At 39.2% G+C, this 24633-nt stretch carries 24 protein-coding genes, 1 tRNA gene and 1 pseudogene; 10 read left to right on the plus strand and 16 right to left on the minus strand.

From position 1 onward, the window contains the following. Window positions 1-49: 49 nt before the first annotated feature. The 5 genes from argJ to LS67_RS00470 form a co-directional block, all read right to left on the minus strand. Window positions 50-1264, minus strand: coding sequence for a bifunctional glutamate N-acetyltransferase/amino-acid acetyltransferase ArgJ (argJ, locus tag LS67_RS00450; RefSeq protein WP_034326925.1), 1215 nt, complete (start codon window positions 1262-1264; stop codon window positions 50-52). Continuing rightward, on the minus strand, window positions 1257-2384 hold the full coding sequence (locus LS67_RS00455; RefSeq protein WP_034326927.1) for a potassium channel family protein: 1128 nt from the start codon (window positions 2382-2384) through the stop codon (window positions 1257-1259). The genes argJ and LS67_RS00455 overlap by 8 nt, the downstream gene beginning before the upstream one ends. Before the next feature lie 14 nt (window positions 2385-2398). After that, window positions 2399-2587 carry a 50S ribosomal protein L28 gene (gene rpmB / locus LS67_RS00460; protein ID WP_034326929.1) on the minus strand — a complete coding sequence of 63 codons (189 nt, stop codon included), beginning with the start codon at window positions 2585-2587 and terminating at the stop codon, window positions 2399-2401. Window positions 2588-2650: 63 nt separating this feature from the next. Then, window positions 2651-3625 (minus strand): HlyD family secretion protein, encoded by a 975-nt coding sequence (locus LS67_RS00465; RefSeq protein WP_034326930.1) that lies wholly within the window; start codon window positions 3623-3625, stop codon window positions 2651-2653. Continuing rightward, on the minus strand, window positions 3622-4965 hold the full coding sequence (locus tag LS67_RS00470) for a TolC family protein (RefSeq protein ID WP_034326932.1): 1344 nt from the start codon (window positions 4963-4965) through the stop codon (window positions 3622-3624). Before LS67_RS00470 ends, LS67_RS00465 begins: the two co-directional genes overlap by 4 nt. Window positions 4966-5026: 61 nt before the next feature. Between LS67_RS00470 and LS67_RS00475 the strand changes: the two genes are divergently transcribed. Beyond that, on the plus strand, window positions 5027-5887 hold the full coding sequence (locus LS67_RS00475; protein WP_052099853.1) for a TIGR02757 family protein: 861 nt from the start codon (window positions 5027-5029) through the stop codon (window positions 5885-5887). A 57-nt stretch (window positions 5888-5944) separates the two neighbouring features. On the opposite strand, the gene LS67_RS00480 is transcribed toward LS67_RS00475, so the two are convergent. From LS67_RS00480 to fabD, 5 genes are all read right to left on the minus strand, one after another. Beyond that, complete coding sequence (locus tag LS67_RS00480) at window positions 5945-6391, minus strand: type II secretion system protein (RefSeq protein WP_231944779.1); 447 nt, start codon at window positions 6389-6391, stop codon at window positions 5945-5947. Further along, window positions 6378-6863, minus strand: a complete 486-nt coding sequence (locus LS67_RS00485) for a prepilin-type N-terminal cleavage/methylation domain-containing protein (RefSeq protein ID WP_052082245.1) — start codon at window positions 6861-6863, stop codon at window positions 6378-6380. Before LS67_RS00485 ends, LS67_RS00480 begins: the two co-directional genes overlap by 14 nt. 8 nt (window positions 6864-6871) lie before the next feature. Beyond that, a complete protein-coding gene (locus LS67_RS00490) occupies window positions 6872-7390 on the minus strand; it encodes a SixA phosphatase family protein (RefSeq protein ID WP_034326937.1) in 519 nt (172 codons plus the stop codon). Window positions 7391-7430: 40 nt separating this feature from the next. Beyond that, window positions 7431-8123: a 5'-methylthioadenosine/adenosylhomocysteine nucleosidase gene (locus tag LS67_RS00495; RefSeq protein WP_034326939.1), complete on the minus strand. Its 693-nt coding sequence runs from the start codon at window positions 8121-8123 to the stop codon at window positions 7431-7433. Window positions 8124-8239: 116 nt separating this feature from the next. After that, the gene (gene fabD / locus LS67_RS00500) at window positions 8240-9169 is read right to left on the minus strand and encodes an ACP S-malonyltransferase (protein ID WP_138109529.1); all 930 of its coding nucleotides are present in this window, start codon (window positions 9167-9169) and stop codon (window positions 8240-8242) included. A 272-nt stretch (window positions 9170-9441) separates the two neighbouring features. Here fabD and LS67_RS00505 point away from each other — a divergent pair. From LS67_RS00505 to LS67_RS00525, 5 genes are all read left to right on the plus strand, one after another. After that, window positions 9442-9532: transfer RNA gene (locus LS67_RS00505), tRNA-Ser, on the plus strand. 121 nt (window positions 9533-9653) lie between these two features. After that, window positions 9654-12032, plus strand: coding sequence for a phosphoethanolamine--lipid A transferase EptA (gene eptA / locus LS67_RS00510; RefSeq protein WP_081953948.1), 2379 nt, complete (start codon window positions 9654-9656; stop codon window positions 12030-12032). Window positions 12033-12224: 192 nt separating this feature from the next. Beyond that, entirely contained in the window at window positions 12225-13322 is a 1098-nt protein-coding gene (locus tag LS67_RS00515; RefSeq protein ID WP_034328306.1) for an NAD(P)-dependent alcohol dehydrogenase, read from the plus strand. A gap of 105 nt (window positions 13323-13427) precedes the next feature. Then, window positions 13428-14651 (plus strand): methyltransferase, encoded by a 1224-nt coding sequence (locus tag LS67_RS00520; protein ID WP_034328305.1) that lies wholly within the window; start codon window positions 13428-13430, stop codon window positions 14649-14651. Window positions 14652-14660: 9 nt separating this feature from the next. Next, window positions 14661-15428, plus strand: coding sequence for a hypothetical protein (locus tag LS67_RS00525; protein WP_034328304.1), 768 nt, complete (start codon window positions 14661-14663; stop codon window positions 15426-15428). A gap of 32 nt (window positions 15429-15460) precedes the next feature. Here LS67_RS00525 and LS67_RS00530 read toward each other — a convergent pair whose 3' ends face one another. The 3 genes from LS67_RS00530 to LS67_RS10085 all read right to left on the minus strand — a co-directional run bounded on the left by LS67_RS00530 (window position 15461) and on the right by LS67_RS10085 (window position 18286). After that, complete coding sequence (locus LS67_RS00530; RefSeq protein WP_034328303.1) at window positions 15461-16036, minus strand: hypothetical protein; 576 nt, start codon at window positions 16034-16036, stop codon at window positions 15461-15463. 76 nt (window positions 16037-16112) lie between these two features. Beyond that, complete coding sequence (locus tag LS67_RS00535; RefSeq protein ID WP_236096312.1) at window positions 16113-18056, minus strand: TonB-dependent receptor domain-containing protein; 1944 nt, start codon at window positions 18054-18056, stop codon at window positions 16113-16115. A 101-nt stretch (window positions 18057-18157) separates the two neighbouring features. Continuing rightward, on the minus strand, window positions 18158-18286 hold the full coding sequence (locus LS67_RS10085) for a hypothetical protein (protein ID WP_268902975.1): 129 nt from the start codon (window positions 18284-18286) through the stop codon (window positions 18158-18160). A gap of 68 nt (window positions 18287-18354) precedes the next feature. Between LS67_RS10085 and LS67_RS09850 the strand changes: the two are divergent. Beyond that, window positions 18355-18936: pseudogene (locus tag LS67_RS09850) on the plus strand (DNA recombination protein RmuC). Between the two features lie 326 nt (window positions 18937-19262). On the opposite strand, the gene LS67_RS00550 reads toward LS67_RS09850, so the two are convergent. From LS67_RS00550 to ribE, 3 genes are read right to left on the minus strand one after another with little or no spacing between them, the layout of a single operon-like run. Next, a complete protein-coding gene (locus tag LS67_RS00550; RefSeq protein ID WP_034325346.1) occupies window positions 19263-20444 on the minus strand; it encodes an ABC transporter permease in 1182 nt (393 codons plus the stop codon). Between the two features lie 42 nt (window positions 20445-20486). Continuing rightward, window positions 20487-20765 (minus strand): EscU/YscU/HrcU family type III secretion system export apparatus switch protein, encoded by a 279-nt coding sequence (locus tag LS67_RS00555; RefSeq protein WP_034325347.1) that lies wholly within the window; start codon window positions 20763-20765, stop codon window positions 20487-20489. A 27-nt stretch (window positions 20766-20792) separates the two neighbouring features. Beyond that, window positions 20793-21488 (minus strand): riboflavin synthase, encoded by a 696-nt coding sequence (gene ribE / locus LS67_RS00560; RefSeq protein ID WP_034325348.1) that lies wholly within the window; start codon window positions 21486-21488, stop codon window positions 20793-20795. Window positions 21489-21579: 91 nt separating this feature from the next. Here ribE and LS67_RS00565 point away from each other — a divergent pair, with 91 nt between their 5' ends. Genes LS67_RS00565 through LS67_RS00575 form a run of 3 tightly spaced genes read left to right on the plus strand, consistent with a single transcriptional unit; the run spans window position 21580 to window position 24575 of the window. Beyond that, on the plus strand, window positions 21580-22476 hold the full coding sequence (locus LS67_RS00565) for a TatD family hydrolase (protein ID WP_407927760.1): 897 nt from the start codon (window positions 21580-21582) through the stop codon (window positions 22474-22476). A gap of 1 nt (window position 22477) precedes the next feature. Next, on the plus strand, window positions 22478-23647 hold the full coding sequence (locus LS67_RS00570) for a lytic transglycosylase domain-containing protein (protein ID WP_231944781.1): 1170 nt from the start codon (window positions 22478-22480) through the stop codon (window positions 23645-23647). A gap of 31 nt (window positions 23648-23678) precedes the next feature. Then, window positions 23679-24575, plus strand: coding sequence for a septal ring lytic transglycosylase RlpA family protein (locus tag LS67_RS00575; protein ID WP_034325349.1), 897 nt, complete (start codon window positions 23679-23681; stop codon window positions 24573-24575). Window positions 24576-24633 lie beyond the last annotated feature (58 nt).

The following is a 24633-nucleotide window of genomic DNA, read 5'->3' on the forward strand; positions in this document are numbered from 1 at the left end:
GCCCACTTAAGATTTACTTACCGCAAAATTATTGAATCCATAAGCCTAATTAGCTACGATAATCTGCATTAATCTTCACATAATCATAGCCCAAATCACAGCCATAGGCGACAAAACTCCCGATTCCTACACCTAAATCACAGCTTATCCTAAAGCTTTCTTTTTGCATAACCGCCGCGGCTTTAGATTCTGTGCTTTCATCAAAAAGAATCTGTCCCTTATCAAAAACCACTACATTTTCAAAGCTGATACAAAGGCTCTCCTGCGCACATTCTACACCACTCGCACCGATTGTAGAGGCTATCCTCCCCCAATTTGGATCTCCACCAAAAATAGCAGTTTTTACCAAAAGCGAATTTGTAAGAGCCTTAGCTGCCCTCATTGCCTCATCTTCATTTTTTGCACCCTTTACTTCAAAGGCTACAAGCTTTTTTGCTCCCTCGCCATCGCGCACCATATCGGTGGCAAGTTTATGCATTACTATTTTGAGTGCCTCTTTGAATGCTGCCTCATCATACGCCCCACTGCGCCCATTTGCAAATAAAAATACTGAATCATTCGTACTCATATCACCATCTACGCTAATGGCATTAAAGCTTGTCTTTACGCATTCTTGTAGGATTCTATCCCCGTGCACTTTGGGTAGTGCCGCGTCTGTGGTGATGAAACACAACATAGTCGCTAATGCCGGCTGTATCATACCCGCGCCCTTTGCCATTGCGCCAATGCAAAATCTTTGACCAGAGGGAAGTTTCACTTGTAGAGCAATTTCTTTGCTAAAGGCATCAGTCGTGCGTATCGCATCGGCGGCACGAGTGTGGGCGTTTTCATCTTTTGCGTGAGGATTAAACGCACCAAAAGAAGCAATAATTTTCTCCTTTGGCAAATACTGCCCTATCACACCTGTGCTTGACATAATGGGATTTTGCACAAAAGGGAATTTTTGTTGTAAGACATTTAGAATCTCACTCACATCATCTATGCCCCTTTGCCCCGTCATTGCATTTGCATTTTTGGTATTAATTAACACAAAATTACTCTCCTTGCCCTCCACAAACCGCTTATAATGCGTGATTGGCGCAGCTTCAAAGGTATTGCTCGTAAAAAGTGTAAAGGGCTTGAGCTTATCCTCGCTATACAAAAAGGCTACATCAAGTGCGGGCGTGCCATCAGTCTGCTTTGGCTTTAGTCCCGCACTTACACCATCGGCATAGAATCCTTGCGGTGCGTTAATGCCACCCTTGATAGGAATAATATCAAACATAATCAACCTCCCTTGGTTTTTGCTTTTTCATAATCAATCGCTTCGTATCACGAATATTATCACCCGAGCCAATCACAAGGAGTTTGCACTCGCTCGAAACAATCGTATTGCCATTTGGCATAGTGATGTAAGTGCCGTCCTTTTGTGTAAGTCCCACGACAGACACATTTGTAATATCTCGGAAATGTGCCTCCTTGAGCTTTCTTAACACAAGCCACGAATATTTAGGGACAATAATCTCCTCCAAATCAAGCGGTGTATCGTGGCGATACAAAAATCGCTCAAGCAGATTCTCCATATCAGGACGCACTGCCATAGCGGAGATTCTCTGTGCCATAAGTTTAGGAGCAGAGATTACAGAATCACAACTTAACTTTTTGAGCTTTTGGCTCTCTTCCTCGGAATTTGCAGTAGCGATGATATAGTAGGGTTTTCTCTTTAGCTCCTCCTCAAAAAGTCGCACACTCACTACCATTGTAATATTATCTGCTGCATTCTTAGAAAAGCTCACAATACCCTTTGCGCTTGAGAGATGAGATTTCAGCATAGCAATGTGTGTGTGCGGGTCATCAACGATATAATGAGGATATTTATGTTTTTTAGCCTGAATCTCAAAATCCGGCGCATTATCCACCACCACAAATGGAATATGAGACTTCAAAAACTGCTGGGCTAACTGCATAGTAAATTCATTGTGATAGCAAATCACATAATGATTCTGCAAACGCGCAATTTTATATACCATTTTCTGCTCCTTAATCAATGCTATGAGTACGCCATTATTTACCACACCCATAATAAATGCCACACTAAATGTTACAACACCCGCGCCACCTATCATAAGTAGCACCGTGAAAATAATGGTGATTGTGTTAAAAGTATCCTCGTTGAGTGAGCCAAACCCGGTGTTTGTAAATGTGTAAGAAGCCTGAAAAAATGCGTGCATTAAATCATAATCTTCTAATATCAAATACCCCAAAGTTCCAAAAAGAATAAAAAGCTGGACGAGAATAAACGGGAGACGAAAGGGTTTGAGCTGTTCATACAGCTCCCCTGAAAGTGAAATATCCGGCTTGGGTCTATTACCCCAATTAAGAAATTTCTTAACCTTTAAAAACAAGGTAAATTATAGCCCTATGAGTATTTTTTCATTGTGCGTAGTGTAGAGGCTGCTACTCTTACACGCACACTTGTGCCATCTTCAAGCTTGAGTGCAATACTGCGGAGATTAGGAAGTGAGCGTCTTTTTGTCTTGTTATTAGCATGGCTCACATTATTGCCTACCATTGGTCCTTTACCCGTGAGAAAACATTTCTTCGCCATAGAAATCCTTTATATGAAATAAGGCTGGATTGTAATAAAACTAAGCACAAAACTACCTTAATCCTAATCAATAAGCACACTCATACCAACTCTTAACCCATCAACAGGCATAAGCGGATACGCCTCTACTTCAAAAGTCCTCACATCATAGCCTTTATGCGCACTTGTCGCTCTCCAAGTCGCAAAATCTCCCATAACAGACACAAAAGTTACTTTAAACTCCACTTCTTTGTTGAGTGCGGGAATGTATGCCTTAAATGTGCGGTCTTTTGGGAAGTCTTGGAGCCGATACTCTGGCACATAAAAGCTAATCCACGCGTCATTCATATCAATCATCAGCACCACTGGGAATCCACTAGGGGATAACTCACCCTCGTGTAGTAAAACATTGCTAATCTCACCATTTGCAGGAGCTATGGCTTGGGTATCTTTTGCATAGCTTTCTACCTCGCTCACCTGCCCTGCTGCAGCGTCCTCTTTAGCTTGAGCGGCAATTTTTGTCTCACTACTTGCGCCATCAAGGGCTAGTTTATACTGCTGATAGGCTACACTTTCGTTATGTTTGGCTGTCGTATAATTTGCATATGTTTCATCACGTCTTTGTTGGCTCACTACGCCGTCTTTATATAAAGATTCTATGCGCTCATAGGTGCTTTTAGCGAGATTTGCCATAGTTCTTGCACCCTGCCATACATCTTTTGCAGACTGAATCGTCTCCACCCTCGCACCCCGATTTGTCTCTGTGCTTAGAGCCTTTGCCGCTTCGTATCCTGCCCTTGCCTGTTCAAGTTTCGCCTCAAGCTCTGGAGAATTAATGCTATATACCAAATCACCCTTTTTTAGCATATCTCCCTTTTTAACAAAGATATTCTCCACACGCCCCGCGACTTTCGAGCTAATAGCATACTCGCGCGCCTGCACTTGGGCGTAAATTCTATTCTCTTTTGGTTCATATGCTCGTGTAAAGCTAATAATAAGCCACAGCACAAAACATAGCGCAATAACAGCCAATGCAACATACTTTAACGATATTTTCATTCCATTTCTCCTACTTTGTTAAAAAAGCCATAGAATCTTTCTATTTCATCACTAAGTGCGAATAAACGTGATAAAGCGATAACATAGTTATACGCCACGCTTTGACGCTCAATGATTGCAAGAGATAGGGCATTTTGTGCATCACTTACCTCTGTGCTCGTGCTTAAGCCTTGCACAAACGCGCTTTTTCGTAGCTTCAAATTCTCGCTTGCAAGCTCAATAGAGGAGCTAAGGCTAAAATATTGTGTCTTATAAGAAAGCACCTCATTATAGGTTTTTTCACAAAGCGTTTTTAAATCTTTTTGCGCCTGTGTAAGCGCGTATTGCGCTTCAAGGGAGGCAATTTTACTCGCTTGATATTTTTGAATCCGCCCATTTGGGCTAAGGAGTGACCACCGAGCCCCTACACCCACATACCAATTAGGCAAAGCCTTCTCAAACAAAGAAGTGTTATCAGTAACCATATAACTACCAAAAAGCCCTACATCTGGTAAAAATGAAGAAAATTCAATGCGTGAAAGTTCGTCTGCACCTTTCTTTTTATTATCTATCATACGCAAGGCGGGATAGACTTCAAATGTCTTATTCACAAAATAATCCACCTTTTCTAGCCAAGCCTCCTGCTTAATATCAATATTTTTGACGAGATTTAAAGCCCCTGTGCCATTGCGTCCAAGCATTGCATTAAGTGCTATATAGGCAATATCAAGATTATCTCTTGCTTTCTGCACTTCAATATTTGATTTATCATAATTCACTTGTGCTTGAAGTGTCTCTAACCGCGCAATCTGTCCTTTTTCTTGCAATTTCTGCGCGTTTTGATAATGCGCTAAATGCCCCGCATTTGCCTCCTCGAGCGTGTTTAGAATCTGCTGGGCTAAGACCGCACCATAGTAGAGCTTCGTGCAGTCCTCAAAAAGGCTTAATTCTTTGAGTTTTAATGCCAAAGTGGCGTCCTCTAGTGCGATTTGGGATAATTTATTTGCAAAATACCTCTTCCCACCCGTGAAAAGTGGATACATAATATTAAGCACACCAAAGACAATATTTTGGTCTTGCAAGGCAACAGGTTTAAGTCCAGCCAAAAGTGGCGGCAAAGCAGAGGTATCAAAAAACGGCAGGTGCATTTGTTCGTTTAAATGTATATACGAGGCATTCAATGAAATCTGCGGGAGATAAATCATTTTCGTGGCACTTCTTAGCTTTTCTTGTTTTTGGAGCGCACTCTGGGAGCTTTTTAATCCATCATTTTGGGCTAAAACCTGATTATAGGCAGATTCTAAACTCAAATACTCTGCGTGTGCATATGCGAATATCATAAGAAATATCCACTTTTTCATCGTGTGCCTTTTGTGTTAAAATGCCGAGATTCTAGCGCAAAAACATCAACAAAGGTTCGCTGTGCAAAAGCTTAAAAACACACTTGATGAATGCTATACGCGCCATAATACAGAATGCGAACTCAATGAGGATAAGCCTGACCCGCTGCTTGTAGTAAAATCTTTTGAATCTAGCTCCATTGTCGCAGAAATCGCCCTTATATGCGCCCTACTCTCCTATGGCAACGCAAGTCTTATTGTCAAAATGCTTCAAAGCCTTGATTTTTCGCTTTTAGAATCTAAGGATAAGATTAGGCAGAGTGATAAGGAAAGCTTCCCCTATTACAGATTCCAAACGCGCACAGATATAAAACATCTCTTTCTCATCATCGCTACTATGCTCGAAAAACAATCTTTAAAGGCACATTTTATCAATGCCTTTAAGAATCCTCCCACAAATCTCACACATTGGCGACAAAGCAAAAATTTCTATCACGCGCGTATGCTTTATAGCATCTCCTCTTGCATAAATTTATTTCACCATTATGCAAATAAGCTTAATATTCCCATAAGTAGCGGACTAAGCTTCGCGCTCGGCACATCTTGTAGTGAGATTCTAAAAATTAAAGGCAATCCGCCTAGTGGCACAGGCGCATTCAAAAGGTGGAATATGCTGCTTCGATGGCTCGTGCGTAAGGATAAAGTCGATATGGGGCTATGGCAAGATTCTTTATCCCCTCGTTATCTTATCTTTCCCCTTGATACACATACTTTCAAGCTTTGCAAGAGGCTTAACATCATAGATTCAAAGCAATACAATCTCAAAAGCGCATTACAAGCTACCGACAACCTCGCACTTTTAGACGAGAATGACCCTGTGAAATACGATTTCGCGCTTTATCGCTTGGGGCAAAGTGGCGAGTATAAACATATCCTTTCTTAAAAAATTATACTTAGAATCTTTAAAATCCCGCACAGATTCTAAAGATTCTACAAATCGCTACTTATCTAAGATTCTATCACCAAGCTCCTTACACAAAGGTGCAGAGAGGACACAGGATATTTTTGGATTTATTGCGAGATTTGGCGGGTCTATGCGGAAAACAACATTCTGTGCGCCAATATGCGCAATAAGTGTAGAATCTTGTAACACAAAGGCGCATTGATGTTTTGGATTAAGAGTAAGCTGATGAAACACATTTCGCGCGTGAGCCATAGATATAGAATCTCCGCGAATGAAGCTATCCGCGTAATAGGCACTCAAAATATACTGCGTATGTGAAAGTTTAGATTTGAGGTGCAAAATGCACTGCCTCTGCGTGATGTGTCCCATATAGCGCACTCCCACACCTGCGACAATCGCTACGATGATAATCACACATAGCAACTCAAACGCACTAAATCCCGCCCTACTGCAATATCGCACCTTAAAACTAGAATATTGCATTTGATGTGCTTAGTGGCACTTCTCGGCGCGTTTTGTGTCGCTCAAGGAGTTTGGCACAAAGCGTAGAATCTGCCTTTGGTTGCACAAAAAACACAATCTTACCTTGTTCTTGGCTAAGGTGAATACAATCATTTTGTGAATCTACCGCGCCATTTTTGGCAAGCTTTATACCATTGCCCTGTGCTATCCAACGCGAATGGCTAAGCCCAGCTAAATCAATCATCTGCGCCCCGTCAATACTATTTGGCTCAAGGTTTTGACTAAAAACCTCTCGTTGAATAGCATTAATTGCACTGACAATATCATTCTCTACTGCGATAAGCTGTGCATCAGCGCGAGTAAATGAGAGACGCGGAATGGCGATAGCCGCAAGGATTCCGAGTATGATGATGACAAACACGAGTTCAAGCATACTAAACGCGCCACGCGTGATGCTTCGCCATTTATTTCTGCGCTTAGACAATGCTTTCATTTACGAATCTATTTCCCAAAGCCTTCAAGCATAAATGGAGGCACGATAAAATCAAGGCTTCCCATACCCTCGAGCGTGTCGCCCTCCGCCTGTATAATAAATCTCATTAGCACACCTTTAGGCACAAGAGCGCGAAAAGAGGGGCAAAGATAAGTAGCAAAGCTTTTTAAATCAGGTTGGTGTCCTACAATAAGCACATTTGAAGCCTTTTGAAATGCTTTTGTTTGTGTTAGCTTCATATATCCATCAAGCCCACAATCTGGCGCAATATCATCACTTATCACAATATAGCTTGATTTAATGTATTTTCTTAGCGGTTTTAAAGTCTGCGTTGTGCGCTTGGCAGGGGAGCAAAATACCATATCAAAACCCAAATTTTTCTTAGCAAAACGCGCAATGTCCCTACTTTGTGCCTTGCCCAATTTGCTAAGAGGACGAAAAATATCGCTCTTATCTTTTGTGCTATTTAAGCGATATTCTTCCCTACTTATCGTATCAGCGTGTCGCAAAAGTGTAATTGTTTTCATAGCCTACTCCTTTAGTTAAAATCTATCTTGCAAATCTTATCTAGCGTAAAATCCGCTCACACATACTCGCCACAAAATCTGCACTTCTCTTTGCAGAACTCTCCAAAAACTCATCAAAACTCACATCAGCACTTCCATCAGCACTATCGCTAATAGAGCGTAAAATACAAAATGGTATCCCGCACGAATCACACACGACAGCCACCGCTGCGCCCTCCATTTCTACCGCTACCGCATTAAAATGCTCCACAATCCACTGCTTTTTCTTACTATCTGCAATAAAACTATCGCCCGAAGCGATAATGCCCTCTTTGAGTGCAATACCCCGCGCTTTGGCGACTTCTTTTGCAATATCATTTAGCTCTGTGGCAGATTCCATATAGAGCTTACTCTCTGGTATGAATCCTAATGCGTGTCCAAAGGCGGTAATATCCACATCATATTGACATAGTTTGCTGCCAAGCACCAGATTACCCACCTTTAAATCTGCGCTTAAACCTCCCGCCACACCGCTAAAAATAATTTTCTCGCAGTTAAATTTAAGAATCATTACACTTGCGCTTAATGCCGCGTGAACCTTGCCTATCTTGCTATATGCGATAAATATCGTGTGATTTTCCCGCGAGATTTCATAATATGTATTACCCCCGATAGAATGCGTTTTGTGTTCGCCAAATCGTTCAAGTAGTGGTGTGATTTCCTCTACCATAGCACCTATGATACCTATTGTCATACGAACTCCTTTTGTGTTATTGTCCTTCAAGGCTACTTAAGCTTAAATTTGAGAGAAAATTCTATAAAAACAAGAGTATTTTTAGAATCTGCACCTTAAGCTAAATTAATTTAGCCCTACGCGTTTTCTATGCCCTCGATACATTCTTTCAAAGTCGCGAGATTGCTTACATTCCAAGTCGGTGCTTGGCTTAGACGCTTATTAAGCCCTTTTAACACACTGCCATTGCCAAATTCTATAAATGTATCTATATTATCTAGCTTTAAAATTGATTGCTTATACAGCACGGGCTTTGTGAGCTGACTGCTAAGCAGCTCTTTTGCCTTTTGCTTTGTGTCATAAAGCTCAAGGGTAGCGTTTGAAAGGATAGGGGTATTGAGGCTTTCATTCAGGCTAGATTCTAAAAGCGCGCTAAAAGGTGCGCTCGCAGATTCTAAAAGCGGACAATGACTTGCAACAGACATTGGCAAAAGCAAGGCGCGTTTAGCTCCTAGTGCCTTTATATCTGCCTCTAATGCGCTTAAATCATCTTTCTTGCCGGCTAAAACGATTTGTCCATCGCCATTATAGTTCGCACACCAAATGCTTTTACCCTCCTTTTGCTTATTTTCACAAAAAGATTCTAATTTCTTGTCATCAAGACCTACAACAACCATCATTCCGGCGTTTTTACCCTCACACGCCTCCGCCATAAGCTCACCCCGCCTGTATATCAGCTCTATGCCCTTTGAAAAACTCGCTCCACCACTTAGCACGACCGCGCTTACCTCACCAAGTGAATGCCCCATCGCTACACTCGCCTTAAGTGGCATTTCATTTTGCAAAACATTATAGGCAATCGCACTCACAAGAAAAATCGCACTTTGTGTGTATTGCGTGAGATTAAGCTTGTCATTTTCCTCAAATAAAAGTTGCTTCATATCTAAATGTAATGTGTCTCCTGCCTCCTCAAAAAGTGTCTTTGCGATGGCAAAATTATCGTAAAACTCTTTACCCATACCTACACTTTGTGAGCCTTGTCCGGGGAATATAAAAGCACATCTCATCATTTAATCCTTTAGATTCTATTTTATCCTCACAGAGAGATTCTAAAAAATGTGATTGTAGCAAACTTCATATAAACCAAGCATTAAACATTTTTTTACCATTGCTTTAATGCCTTTTTATGCCCTTAGTAATTTAAAGATATAAAATCTCAAGCAAAGGCTTTGGTTAAGTGTAGTTTTATGAATTTTTCCATACAATAACGCTCCTTTTTGTTTCTGCAATTTTGGTTTCTATAAAAATTTTAGATTCTGTAAAAGCGCAAAAAGTCTATGGACAGGTGGGTGAGTTGGCTGAAACCACATCCCTGCTAAGGATGCATAGCCGCAAGGTTATCGAGGGTTCGAATCCCTCCCTGTCCGCCACCCTCTTACCTCATCACTTTTTCACATATATTTTTAGTGCGCAATCAAGTCGCGTGAGTTAGATTCTGTGCATTTCATAAAACTACACAAATTCATTGATAATTTGTGTATAATCACAGCTATGAATAAACAAGTTAGTATGAATTTTGCCAAAGTGAATTTATGGCATTTAGGTGTCACAATAGGCATTTTTTGCCTTATTGTTGGTATGTTAAGAATCTTTGGTTGGAGTGAGCCGGAGGTATATCCGCAGATTCAAAAGGATATTTTCTTAACCATCAATTCGCTTTGGTCCAATGTCCCATCTCTTGCACATAATCTTACCCAACTCGGTGATGCGAGTGTAGCATTCGCACTCTTGCTAGTGTTATTCATCGCACCTAAGCTTTGGGAAGCACTTATCGCAAGCTCCTTGCTTTCCCTTGTGCTTTCTGCATTATTCAAAACAATCTACGCAATGCCGCGTCCAGCACGTGCTTTTGAGAATACTTTTAATATCATCGGTGAGCGACTAGCAGGCACAAATAGCCTACCATCAGGGCATTCGATCACTATATTCACGATACTTTCTGTGCTGCTTTTTGCTTTTATGCCAAGCACTCGCAAATGGCGTTTGCCTTTTATCATAAGTATCACTCTTTTGGGTGTATTTGTGGGGCTTTCACGCGTGGGCGTGGGAGCACACTATCCGCTAGATGTCCTTGTGGGCGCGTCCCTTGGGTGTGTGTGCGGAGTCTTTGGTGTGCTTGTGGCGAGTAAGACGCGTATTTTTGCTTGGCTAGATTCACATTTTGGTTTGCTTATTTTTGCTACTTTGGGCGCAGTTGCCGTGGTGATGGCGATTCAAAATATCAGCAAATATAATCTTGCGGTATTTTATCTTGCACTTATTTGTGCGTTAGGCTGCTTATTTATGATACTCCATAAGTATTTTACTAGCGCTCAAAGATTGGATTTACAATGCACCATTCAACCCCCCCCAAGCCAATCTATTGTATTTATTTTCGTCATCTCCGCACTTCAAGTAGCGTTTTTCCATTTTCCTTTTTTAGGATTCGTGTGGGTAAATCTCACTTTAGATTCAATCAATGCAATTGTGCTATTTGTCTCACTCGTGCTATTTTTGTTCGCACTTACTACACTTATGCCACTCTTATTAGCACTCATCTCTTTCAATCTCACCAAAATATGGTTCGCAATTACCTCAATCACAAACGCCATAGCGGTGTATTTTGTCTCTGTATATGGAGTGTTTTTAGATAAAACGATGATGGGCAATCTCTTTAATACAAACCCAGCAGAAGCAGGAGAATTTCTATCTTTGAAAATGGCACTATTTATAATTATACTCGGTATTCTCCCAGCGTGTTTTCTACTCTTTGAAAAGGTGGCAAGACCTACACGCAAATCACTTGCTAAGAGCTTAGGCTTGATATTTTTCGCGCTTATTGTGCTTGCTGGAGTTAATTTTCAAAATCTATTGTGGTTTGATAAATACTCTAAACAACTTGGCGCACTTATTATGCCTTGGTCATATATAGGTAACTCGGTGCGGTATTTTCAAGGGGAGTTAGCAAAAAATAAAAAAGAGATTCCACTCCCTGATGCACGCATTACAAATGACAAAAAATCCGTAGTCTTGCTGGTGATTGGTGAATCTGCGCGTGCCAAAAACTTCTCATTTTATGGTTACTCACGTAATACCAATCCCCTCCTTTTAGAAGTGTCAGGACTTCGACATTTTTATGCAAAATCAAGCACGACATATACGAGTGCATCTGTGAAAAATATGCTTTCATACAAGGATAACACGAATCTGTATGAGATATTGCCAAACTATCTTGCACGCACTGGGGTAGATGTGATGTGGCGTTCGACAAATTGGGGTGAGCCCCCGCTTCACCTACCTAGTGAAAATATTATGCGATATTCGCAACTTGCAGAGAAATATACTCATCTTGATGATAGCTATGAATCTGTGCTTGTGGCGGGACTAATTGAAGACATTGAGTTAGCAAAATCGCCTAAAGTGCTTATCGTCATTCATACAAGCACGAGCCACGGACCAACATATTATAAGAAATACCCTCCTCAGTTTGAAGTGTTTAAGCCTGTGTGCAAAAGTGTCGAACCAAAGGGCTGCTTACAGAGTGAAATTATCAATGCGTATGATAATACAATCCTCTATACTGATTTTTTATTGCACTCAGTCATTAGTCAGTTAAGCAAACTTGATAAATACGACAGCACAATGATTTATGTAAGTGATCACGGCGAGAGCTTGGGTGAAAATGGTGTATATATGCACGGGATACCATTAGCATTTGCACCAAAGGAGCAATATGAAATACCATTTTTTGTGTGGAGTTCTAATGCTAGTAGGATTAAAGATTTGAATGAAGCAACACACTTTCATATCTTTCATAGTGTTTTGACATTTTTAGATGTGGAGAGCGAAGTGCTTGATGAAAAGATGAGCATATTTACTAAGCAAAAATAGCAAATTACTAGCATTTGTATAATTTTTGCATTTTTGGTAAAAATTCCCACACAAATAAGGTAAATATAAAATCAACAATGCGCAATAATACTTTGTTGATATTTTTCATTATTATGTGTATTTCCCCTTGACAAACACTAGGTATCAGGATTTATAATTACATTTTCAATTTTAGTCATTTAAGGAGTATTTATGCTATTAAAAGAGAATTTGACACAAGCACAAAGTGGGCAGAGAATCACTGCCAAAGGCTATGCAGTCGCACATAAAAGTGATACTTTTAAACCCTTTAGTTTTTCGCGCCACGCTTTGGGAGAAACTGACATTTTGATTGAGATTCTATATGCTGGAATCTGCCATAGCGATATTCATAGCGCGCGTGAGGAATGGCATAAGGGAATTTTTCCAATGGTGCCCGGACACGAGATTGCGGGTAAAGTCGTGGCAGTAGGAAGCAAGGTAAGCAAATTTAAAGTTGGCGATTACGCAGGGGTAGGCTGTATGGTCAATTCTTGCGGTGAGTGTGAGGCGTGCAAAAGAAGCCAAGAGCAGTTTTGTGAAAATGGCAAATGCGTCTTTACTTATGATTGCCACGATTGCTTCCACGATAACGAGCCAACTTATGGCGGGTATTCAAATAATATTGTAGTGAGTGAAAAATTTGCGGTCAATGTCCCACAAGATGCGCCGTTAGAAAAAGTTGCTCCCTTGCTTTGCGCGGGAATCACCACCTATTCGCCGATTAAATTTAGCAATGTCAAGGCGGGCGATAAAGTCGCTGTGGCTGGATTTGGTGGGCTTGGTGTAATGGCACTCAAATACGCAATCAAAATGGGTGCGGAAGTGAGCGTGTTTGCGCGTAATAAAAATAAAGAAAAAGAGGCATTAGAGCTTGGTGCAAAGGCACTTTATACTGATACAAAGGGTGTGAGCGAACGATTTGATTTTATCATTTCTACGATTCCAACCGCGTATGATGTGAATGCCTATGCGGAGTTGTTGAAATTTGGCGGAGAAATGGCGATTGTAGGCTTACCACCTGCAGATGAGAAGCTTAGCATTGATTTAACGAGACTTGTATTTGCTGCGGGTAAAAAAGTCTATGGCTCACTCATTGGCGGAATGAAAGAGACACAAGAAATGCTTGATTTTTCGCTCAAACACAAAATCTATCCCGAGACAGAGGTTATTTCTGTGGAGCAAATCAATGAGGCGTATGAGAATCTTACAAGCGGCAAGGCAAAATTCCGCTATGTGATTGATATGAGTAGTATGAAGGGGCAGGAATAGACATTAGGTCAAATTTAATCGCCCTTAAAGCATATCGTGTTATACTTTTGTGCCTAAGTATAAAGCCTAAGAATTGGGGGCACACTCTATTTGTAAGGTTACACAATGAGTAAAAATATCATTGATTGCATAACGCGACAAAACATAAAAACTATTTTTAATATATTTAATACTTTAAATAAAGATAACTCTCACAAATTAAGCAATGATGATATTTGTACTCCTATGGAGTGTGTCAAAACTATGCTTGATTATATTCCAAAGCACTTTTGGCAACAAGAAAACATAAGGGTGCTAGACCCCTGCTGTGGCAATGGCAATTTTGGCGCATATGCTATGTTCAAAACAGATATAAAAAACATATACTTTAATGAAATCAATAAAAAACGGCTACAAAACTGCAAAAATATACTCAATCCACCAAATATAAGTGATTATGATTTTTTAGGTATAGAATCTCACATTTTAGGTCATTTTGATTTAATAATGGCAAATCCTCCCTATTCTGGAGGAGGAAATAAAAATCGCTCAATGTCTAATAAGTTTATAGAATCCAGCATTGAAAAACTCAATGACAAAGGCTATCTCTGCTTTGTAACACCAAATAATTATATGACTTATAATAACAATAACACTACTTTAAAAAAGCTACTTAGTCTTGGTTCTTTTTTAGTGATTGATAATGATGTGAAAAAATATTTTAAGGGCGTGGGAAGTTCGTTTAGCATTATGCTATGGCAAAAGGGTGTTCTCAATCATAAAACAACAATTATCAATAATTATCTGCTAAAAGATATTCAACACAACATTACAATCCCAAAAGATTTACCATTTTTGCCACTTTACATTTCACAAAATATATTGAATCTCATTCAAAAATTAATATCAAAAACACCAAATAATTTTACTTATCGCTGCGATTTACATAACTTTACGCAAAAGGCTTTTTTAAGTGATACACAAGATAACACCTATAAATACCGCACAATTCATACTCCTAGAAAAACCCGCTATGCAAGTAAAAAGCAAGATATTTATGACAAGCATATCATCATTGTGCCATTATCAACCTACTTTATCCCCTATATTGAATCTAAAACAAATACAACACAATCCGTGGGGTATTTTGCTTTTGAATCTAAAAAAGAGGCAAGTGATTATTTAAAAGTATTAAATAAACCACATTTTAAAGTCCTTATCCACCTTACTCGCTATGGTAATTTCAACAACATAATGGTTTTAAAACATTTGGCATTTGATAAACAAATAACGCTCGATTCACATCAAACAAAAGACATAGAAAAGCTGCATAAGAAAATGGCATATTGAGAGGAAAAAATGGCAAAAGATTCGTTAAGCTTAGAGCAATTTATTTCTCTTTGTGATGATATAAATGGCGTATATATTCAAAAAAGTGGCAAGGATTATTTAAACGCATTATCACATATTTTTCCACTCAATAACAAAAATGACAAACCCTTTAACCTAACAGATATTAAAATGCAACCTACACTTAATGATTTTAGCTTTAGCGGAAAAGAGGATTTTATTTTCATTTGCAATCTCAGAGCAAGTCCGCTTGAAATCAAAGAAGGTGTGCGTAAAAATGAGAAAATACAGGCTTTCAATTTTGTGGATAAAAATGCAAAAAATATTTTTGATAAAGCATTGGGTGTAGCTTATATACTCACTTGTTATATAGAAAATAAAGAACATATTATAAAATTTGGACAATCCCGCACTACTTTTAAAAAGCGTCTTGGCTCTTATAATTGCGGTGTAGTCAATAATTGGCGGACTGCTTCTACAACAAATATTAAAATGCTTCAATCACTAGTTGCTACTCGTGCGACTTTAAATCTTTATCTTTATGATTGTAGCGATGAAGTGATGATAATAGAATGGCGAGGCGAAAAATCTGTCCCTTTTGCCTCGCCAAAATCATTAGCCGTTGAAGATATTATGATTAAAAAATTTATGTCCCAATTTGGCACTAAACCATTAGCAAATATACAAAGTGATGCAACTCAAGTAAAGCAGGATTTACAAGATACTTTTAAAGCAGCACAAAAAAATAAGAGTATAACACTTTCTAGTGATGAATAAGCCAAAAAAGCAAAGGGACAAAAGCTTTTACACTAAATGCTTAAATACACTGCAAGTGTGGTGATAATAAATCCTGCACCTAAAACGCCAAAGGATACCTTGCGTTTGCCTTTACAAAATGAAGTCATAATTAAGCCAGAGAGATAAAAAAGTATCATAGATAGCCCAAAACACACAGCGATAAAATCAAAAAATGTGAATTTAAAGCCGCCAAGCTCAAACTTGCTCCCGCCGCTTTTGTGCATCATCATTAATACCCCATAGAGATTCCTATCGACAGAGCGCAAAATTGGTCTATTGCGTTTATCTTTTGTGAGAGCCACGCTATATTTGATATTTCCCATAGTTGCTTGTCCTTTCATTTCACGCACTTGGGTATTTGAAGGGACTTTGAGATTATGCTCTTTGAGGATTTTGAGAATAAAGTCTTGTTCTTCACCCTTTTGAGGCAAATTTTCAAGAGGTATTTCTATAATGTTTGCCCCTGAATTTTGACGGATTTCAAAGATATAAAGTGCTCCTGTAATCGCATAAATTAATGCCGCAGGTAAAAAAAACAAACTTAAATATAAGTGAATTTGCATCCATAATTTGCGATGAAGTTTCATTGAAAGTCCTTTCGTGCAAGATTTGATATAGATAGTTTGGAATCGTATCTAAAGAATGTGAGATAAATGTGAAACATCAAAAATCCGCCCTAAAACTTATCCAATAATTACGAGAGGGTAAGATTCTCTGATACGCATTTTGCGCACTTTGATTGTTTCCACTTGCATAGGGTATATAATCCATAAAATACACATCAAAGAGATTATTTACTGCCAAAGTAAGAGCGTATTGTTTATTAAATTTATAAGTTGCAGCAATATCCACAAGTTGATAATCTTTATAATATTGCCCTACGATTTGGCGCACATCTGTTCGTGCATTACTTCCAGCATAAGGCGTGGGAGTTTTGTATTTGCCGCTCCAGCGGATATACATATCAAAGTTGCCGTATTGATATTTTGGCGTGATTGTGAAATTATGGCGAGGGATAGAATTAATCGGTTCTCCTTTGCCCGAGCCGCTTAGAGCTTCTGTGTAGATGTAGCCATACCCTGCATCAAGTGAGAATCCAAACATAGGTTTTATTTTTGCGCTTAGCTCTGCGCCGCTTACAAGAGATTTATCTACATTGCGATAAGTGGTGCAAGTAGCATTACTACAGATTTGATTGCCTGGAAGTGGAATGTTTGTCCCACTTAGAGTTTCAATTTGATTATTAAAATCTGTGTAATAGCCTGTGAGGATAAACATAGCATTTTGCGTATCTACAATCGCACTTAGCTCATAATTCCAACTTTGCTCGGGTCTAAGGTTTGGATTCCCATAAGTTTCTGTTGTACTGCCTTGAGAAGTGGCTGTGGTAACTATGCCATCAATAGTTTGCATAAGTGTGGGGATAAGCATACCATTTGCCACTCCAGCTTTGAATGTAAGCCAATCTGTGGGATTAAAATTTACATAAAAGCGTGGATTAAGCGCACTCGTAGAGGCATATCTATCACTATAATTATAGCGCAAACCCAAAGTTGTGCTAATTGCTTCGTTTATAAAATATTCTCCTTCAGCAAAGAGTGCGGCTTGATTTTGGTGCATATTTCTATATTTGCTAGAGATTGTTCCTTGTAAATTTTCAAACTGATAATAAACGCCACCATTAAAAATCAAACTCCCAGCATCGCCAAAATAAAAATCATTGGTATAGGTGCTTTGAAACACTGCTGTTTGGGCGGTGCGTTTGTTTGCCCAATTAATATAATCTCCCTTGTTTGCACCTATGGGAAGCCTTCCATTAGGAGTATAGCTTGCGTGTGGTGCGATAAGATTATAAGAATGCTGTGCGTAAGTGGAGAGTTTGCCCCAATCATAATTGCCATCGTGACTCAACACAGAATTTACCTTATAGAGCTCCTGCACAGAGGTAATGCTATTGGAGGAAGTATTCAAACTCCCTAATCGTCCATTATACACTTCAGAATCTAAATAGATATAATCTTTTGTGGTGGGTGTGTAGTTAAGCCGAAATCCTGCATTCCAATTTTGTGAGCCTGTGAAAGAGTGTGCTGCATAGGGATTGCCATTACGAATCGCATAAGTTGGCTGCAAAAACGCATTTGCCTCATTAAATCTGTATGAGCCACGGAGATTAAGAGAGAGTTTGTCTTTCACAAGCGGGGTGGTAAGATAAGCATTTAGCCCATAAGCATTACCCCATTCATTGTGTGGTTCAAAAAGTTTAGTTTCTAGTTGGATTCCGCTTTGGATTTTATTCGTATGTTTTTTAGTGATAATATTAATAATCCCTCCCATTGCATCAGAGCCATAAATAGTTGAAGCCGGTCCTCGTATGACTTCAATGCGTTCAATCATACTTGCTGGAGGCATAAATGAGGTTTGATTCCCTAATCCATTTTGGATAAAGCCACGTGTGGTATTTTGCCTTTTGCCATCAATGAGGATAAGTGTATAAGCAGAGCCAAGTCCGCGCATAGCAATGGTATTTTGCCCCGTTTTATCCTGCTCCGTATATACACCGGGCACATCTTGCACTGCATCACCAATATCCCTAATAGGACGGGTCATAATTTCTTCTTTTGGAATGATGGATATAGATGCTGGAGCTTCTTTAATATCTTGTTCATAACCACTTGCAGTTACGACAGAGCGCCCAAGATTAACTTTTTTTATACTATCCCCCCCCCCCCGCTAGAATCTCTAGATTCTGTGCCAGATTCTTTAAGCTCAAGTGAATCTGCAATTAATCCACTAAAGCTTATCAGTGCTACGAAAGGTATGTGTGTCAATGTTTTCATAGAAAATCCTTTTAAAGAAAGAAAATATACAAATAATAATAAGAATGATTTGTATAAATATAATATTAATGGTAATTAACTTAAATATTTATAAAAATATTGATGATGATTCTAAAAGTTTAATAAGAAACGAATCTGCACTCAAGCAGAGCATTAAGGATGTATTTGATTATAGTCTTACAATGCGCGAAAGTGCCGAATCACTGACCAAAATTCTTAAGGATGACAAAAAAATAAGAGGTAATTTTGGGGAAATGCAGCTTAAAAGTATTTTAGAATCTAGCGGACTTATTGAAGGAGAACATTATAAGATTCAATCTTCATTTAAGGTTGAAAATCAAACATATATACCTGATGTTGTGGTATATTTGGATGGAGGCATAGAAGGCAAATAAAGAAATATTAGTCTTGATTCAAAATTCTCCTTGCCTAGTTCTTTTACTCCAAATTTATATGTAGATTCTAGTGAATATGTTGAAGAAATACATCTCTCTAAAGAGATAGCTCAAAATCTTAAAAAACGCATAGATGAGCTTTCTAAAAAGCCATATGAGCAATTTTCATTATATGCTTATGATTTTGTTTTGCTTTTTATTCCATATAATAACATTTTAGATTTAGCACTTCGGGCAGATTCTAAATATTTATAAATATGCGTATGACAAACAAACTTTTTATGGCACTAAAAACTATCAATATAAGTTGGGTACATATTCAACGAGACAAGAATGTCCAAGAAGCATTTAAAGAGATTGGAAAATGTTATGATGATGACAGCGAGATAACTCTTGCAGATATTTGTTATATACTTGAAGATATATATTATGCATCAAGTTCAACATTATTCGCAGATGACCTTGACACTTAAATAATTGGCTAATTTATAGTGAAAATGAAAAATAGAAAATAAATCAAAATGGTGAAAAAGCTTTTTATTATGAAGCAATTTATTAACTTTATACGAGAGGGCTTAAGCCTACTCTACCGCTTCCCTCTTGCGATAAATCAAAATCCCAAAGATTAAAAAGAGCGTGAAAGGCAAAATTTCAAGCATTGTTTTGAATGCGCCAAGAAAATCTATCCCATAGTTTGCTACTTGCACATAGAGTTTCAAATAATGGCTAATAGGCAAGATTGTATGCCAAAATGTTGCAAATGCTCCCATAGAATTAACCGGAAAGGTAAGCCCTGCAAAGGCAAAGCTTGGCGCACAATAAATTGCTGCGATACTTAAGGCACGTGTATGATCTTTAAAAAGTGCATAGACAAAAACCCCTACCCCTGCATACGCTAAAAATGTAATCAATGCCCCAAGATAAAGTGTGAGATAGTTTCCACGAAACTCAAAGCCAAGAGAATGAAAAAATATCATCATCATTATCCACCAAAATGAGAAAATTCCCGCATATGCTAAAATTTTTGTAAGGATATAGACATACGCATTAATTCCATCGGGCATTTGACTTTTTTTTCCCACCACAAAGCCCACATCACTTTCATCGCGTGCCAAAGAATTAATCACACAAACGATAATAAGCATAATCCACGAGCAAGGTAAAATCCCTGTAAGCAAGAATTGCGCGTAGCTATTATTGATATTATAAAGTGGCGTAATTTGCATTAGAATCGGTGAACTTTTTGCCAATGCGGCATCAAAATTTTGCGTTTGGATAAGATTCTTACCAAGTTTTGCCTTGACATTACTCGTGGCGACAAGCTGCTTAAAAGAGCTTTCAATAGATTTTGCTATAAGCACAAGTTGTGCGTTGTAATAGATTGGAATCTCACTTAATACAGCTTTTTTGCTTCGTGCTTCAAGCCCATAAGGAAACACAACCACCGCATAAATTTTGACATTGCTTATATCGCGCTTTGCCTCACTTAGGCTCGTGTAATAGCGCGTAACGCTTAGTGCTGGGATAGCATCTAAATTGCGCGCTAACTCTTTGCTTAAAGGGCTATTATCTAAATCCACAATGCCAATGGGTGCGCCTCGCACGAAACTTTGTGAAAACACACCCCATACAAAAAGCGCGATAAGAATAGGAGCAAGTGTGCAGAGAAAAAGTGAGAATCTATCTTGTATAAAGCCATTAAATTCGCGTTTGAAAAATGGAATGAGTGTGTGAAAATATTTACGATAAGAGGAAGCTTTCACTTATATATCCTTAAACAATATCGCAATTAGCATTATAGAATCTCAAGCCATATCCTTGCTAAGCTGAGCTTGTTTTTCGCATTTTAAAAGCCATACAAAAACTTCTACCACAGCATTATACATCTCTGGCGGAATATGAGAATCTAAGGGAATTTGCAAAAGTGAATCTACAAGCAAGGGATTTGCAAAAAGTGGCACATCAAAGGCTTTTGCCTTAGCGATAATGCGCAAGGCGAGTTCGTTTTGCCCCTTTGCCACCACACGCGGTGCGCTGTCTGTTTGCTTATCATAGCTTAGCGCAACTGCTTTTTGTGCTTTCACTGCTTTTTCTCCTTGAAATATTAGAATCTAATAACTCAAACTCTGCGCGTCAATATCGCCCCAAGATACATTACCTAAGCGATTATTGCGATGAGATGAGTTTGCACCATTGCCATTTTGCGCGAGAATGCCTAGATTCTGTAAATGTTGTGAATCTAAAAATTGTAATGTGCTAACAACACTACGCGTGATAACATCTGTTTCGATATTTACCCTCCTGCCTACTTCAAAGCGCCCAAAAAGTGTATTTTGCAAGGTATGGGGAATGATTGTGAGCTTAAAGCTGTCATTTATGCGCTCTACTATGGTTAAACTTATGCCCTCCACACACACAGAGCCTTTGGGGATAATACAAAGGAGGCTTTGCGCGGGGGCTTGTATCCAAAAATCACTTGAATCTGCATTGTGTTCTATGCGCGTGATACGCCCGATACTATCGATATGCCCCTGCACGATATGCCCATCAAATCTATCGCCCACCTGCAAGGCTGGTTCTAAATGCACGAATGCACCCTGTGCGTAATTTTCAAGTGCGATATGCTCCTGCGTGTGTTTGCTTAGCTCCATAGCCATACCACCGCTAAAAAACGACACTGCAGTGAGGCACGCACCATTTATGGCAATAGAATCTCCAAGCTTCGCCTTATATGGAGTAAATACCTCAAGCGTATTATTTGCGAAGTTTTTTACCTGCGCTATCTCTCTCACTAATCCACTAAACACAACTCGCCTTTCTTTTTGTAAAGATAATTATGCTAGAATCCTTTTCTTTGAAATTCTAGCATAATTATACACAATCAAAGGATTTTGAGATATGAGCCAAGCGCGAGTGCAGTTTGATTATATGATAGACACACATTGCCACTTAGACTTAGAACATTTTGATGATGATATAGAACAAGTCATTAGCCGCGCATTAGCCCAAAATGTGCGAAAAATCATCATTCCGGGTGCGGATATACACACATTGCCCAAAGCCCAAGCCCTAGCGCATAAATATGAGGGTGTGTATTTTGCCGCTGGTGTGCATCCTAACGATATTGATTTGTTTGATGTAGAGATTCTCAAATCCTTTGCAAAAGATAGTAAATGCGTTGCTATTGGCGAGTGCGGATTGGATTATTACTATCTACCAACAATGCAAGATTTGCTTAAAGAGCAAGATTCAAAAGAAAATGCAAAAGAACAGAATCTGCCCACATTAGAGCAACACGCGTTGGGACAGGAGCTAGAGCGACAAAAGGCAGAGATAAAGGCAAGGCAAAAGGCAGTTTTTATCGCACAAATTGAACTCGCCCTTTCACTTGATAAGCCTCTTATTGTGCATATTCGTGAGGCAAGTAATGATAGCTTTGAAATATTAGATTCTTATAAGGAGGCGCGTGGTGTATTGCATTGCTATAATGCAGATAGAATCTTACTTGAATTAAGTGAGCGATTTTATTATGGAATCGGTGGCGTTTGCACCTTTAAAAATGCAAGGCGACTTATTGAGGCACTACCACTCATACCAAAGGAACGCATAGTGCTTGAAACAGACGCACCCTATCTTACACCTCATCCACACAGAGGTAGTCGCAATGAGCCTTCTTATATACCGCTTGTTATGCGACAAATCGCACAAGTTAAAGGCATAAGTGAAGAGGAAGTGATAGAATCTAGCACACACAATGCACAATCGCTCTTTGCGCTGGGTGGCACAAAGGCGTAAGATGACGCTAGGCTATGAGAAAAATACACAAAAGGAAGATATGATGTTAAAAAAATACACAAAATATATCATTTTCGTGCTGATGGTATGTGGCACACTGAATCTTTGGGGTAATGAGGGCGAATTTTACGCACTCAATCATAATAAGAAAGCAAACAATGTGCTTAATGCTTTCGGGGTGCATACGGCATTTATCGGCAATGTCGCAGATAGCGAGAGGGCACAGAGGATTCAAGACAAGTGGCAATATTTTCTCAAGCAGTTTGAACACAGCTATGAGTTTATCCCCACTCTCAAAAATATGATGGCAAAAGAGGAAATTCCACAAGAATTTCTATTTCTCGCTATGACTGAATCTGCATTTGCTCCCACTGCAAAAAGCTCCAAAAAAGCCATCGGTATTTGGCAAATTATGCCCGCTACTGGCAAAAGCTTGGGGCTAGAGATAAATTCTTACATTGATGAGCGCAAAGACCCTATAAGAAGCACGGAGGCAGCGATAAAGTATCTCAAATACCTCTATGATGCCACAGGCGAGTGGTATTTGGCTGCTATGGCGTATAATTGTGGGCTTGGGCGATTAAAAAGGGGGATTGAAGAAGCAGGAGGAGATATGCGTATAGAGACCTTGCTAAATGAGGAGGCACAATATATCCCAGCTGAAACGCGCAATTATATCCGCACGATTCTAGCGATGAGTTTGCTTTTTAACGATGTGGATTTTCTCAAAGCACAAAATGCTGATTATCTCCTTAATCGTGGCGCAACCGATAGTATAGCAAGTGTGAGCGTTAAGGGTGGTGTATCCCTTAACGCAATCGCACAAAGCGCAAAAATGCCATTAGATGAGCTAAAAAAATACAATCGTCATTTTGTTAAATCCACTCTACCAAATAACAACAGACGCTACAATGTCTATCTCCCATACGACAAACTTCGCAATTTTAAAAAGCATTTTGGTGGTAAAAGCTATGCCTCCACAGATTCTATATCTATCACACATATCGTGCAAAAGGGCGAGAATCTAAGCGTAATAGCACAGATGTATAATGTCTCTATTCAAGATATAAAAGCACTCAATGGTATTGAGGGGGCGCAAATTAACATTCATCAAAAGCTCTCCATTCCTAAATCTCAAGGCAAACCTACAACTATCGCTGATAGCAGATAGGATAGAGTGCATATAAAATTAAGGGAACATAATGAAAAAATATTTTTTTGTATTTTTATTTGGTAGCTTAGTATGTGGTGGCTTGAGTGCCTGTGTGGAGAAAAATGCCGATTGGAGCGAAAATACCAGCAGCACAAAGGGTTTTAACGCGAGTTTTGACGATTTAGATGCGTTTAATCAGGGCATTACGCCAAATATTGGCGGAAATTCTATGAGAGAATCTCCTGCGATTCAAGAAGCTACTATGCGCCCTTATCAAGTGGCAGGGAAGTGGTATTACCCCGAGAAAGTAAGTCTTGGCGATAAGTTTGATGGCTATGCGAGTTGGTATGGTCCAGATTTTCATTCTAAAAAAACATCAAATGGCGAAACCTACAATATGTATGCGCACACTGCCGCGCATAAAACTTTCCCTATGAATACAGTCGTAAAAGTGCTGAATGTCGAAAATGGCAAAAGCACAATCGTGCGCATTAACGACAGAGGACCATTTGTGGAGGGGCGCATTATCGATTTGAGTGCTGCTGCAGCAAATGATATTGATATGACAAAAGTCGGCACGGCAAAGGTGAGATTAGAGGTGATTGGCTTTGGCGGTGTGATTAACAAAGATTCAAAGCAAGAAGCACAGAATGTGCAAAGTGATGATGTGCTGAAAAAAGAATTTAAAGTCGCAAATACGCCAAAATCGGTAAGTGGCGGGGACTTTGCGATACAAGTGGGTGCATTTAGACGATATGAGGGAGCGCAAATTACCCAAGAGCAGTTCTCGCATTATCCACCATATCAAAGCGTGATAAAAGAATTTGTGCTTGATGGTGTGCCTATTTATCGCGTGTTTTTGCGAGGATTCCAAAGCGAGAGTGAAGCGCGAGATTTTTTAAAGAAAAATACGCGCATTAAGGGTGGATTCTTTATCCGCGATTAAAGACAAAGCAGTTGCCAAAATAAAATGTGAGGAGTTAGAAATGGCACAAGATTCAAAA

This window comes from Helicobacter sp. MIT 03-1616, from assembly GCF_000765685.2.
In the GTDB taxonomy this organism is placed as follows: domain Bacteria; phylum Campylobacterota; class Campylobacteria; order Campylobacterales; family Helicobacteraceae; genus Helicobacter_C; species Helicobacter_C typhlonius.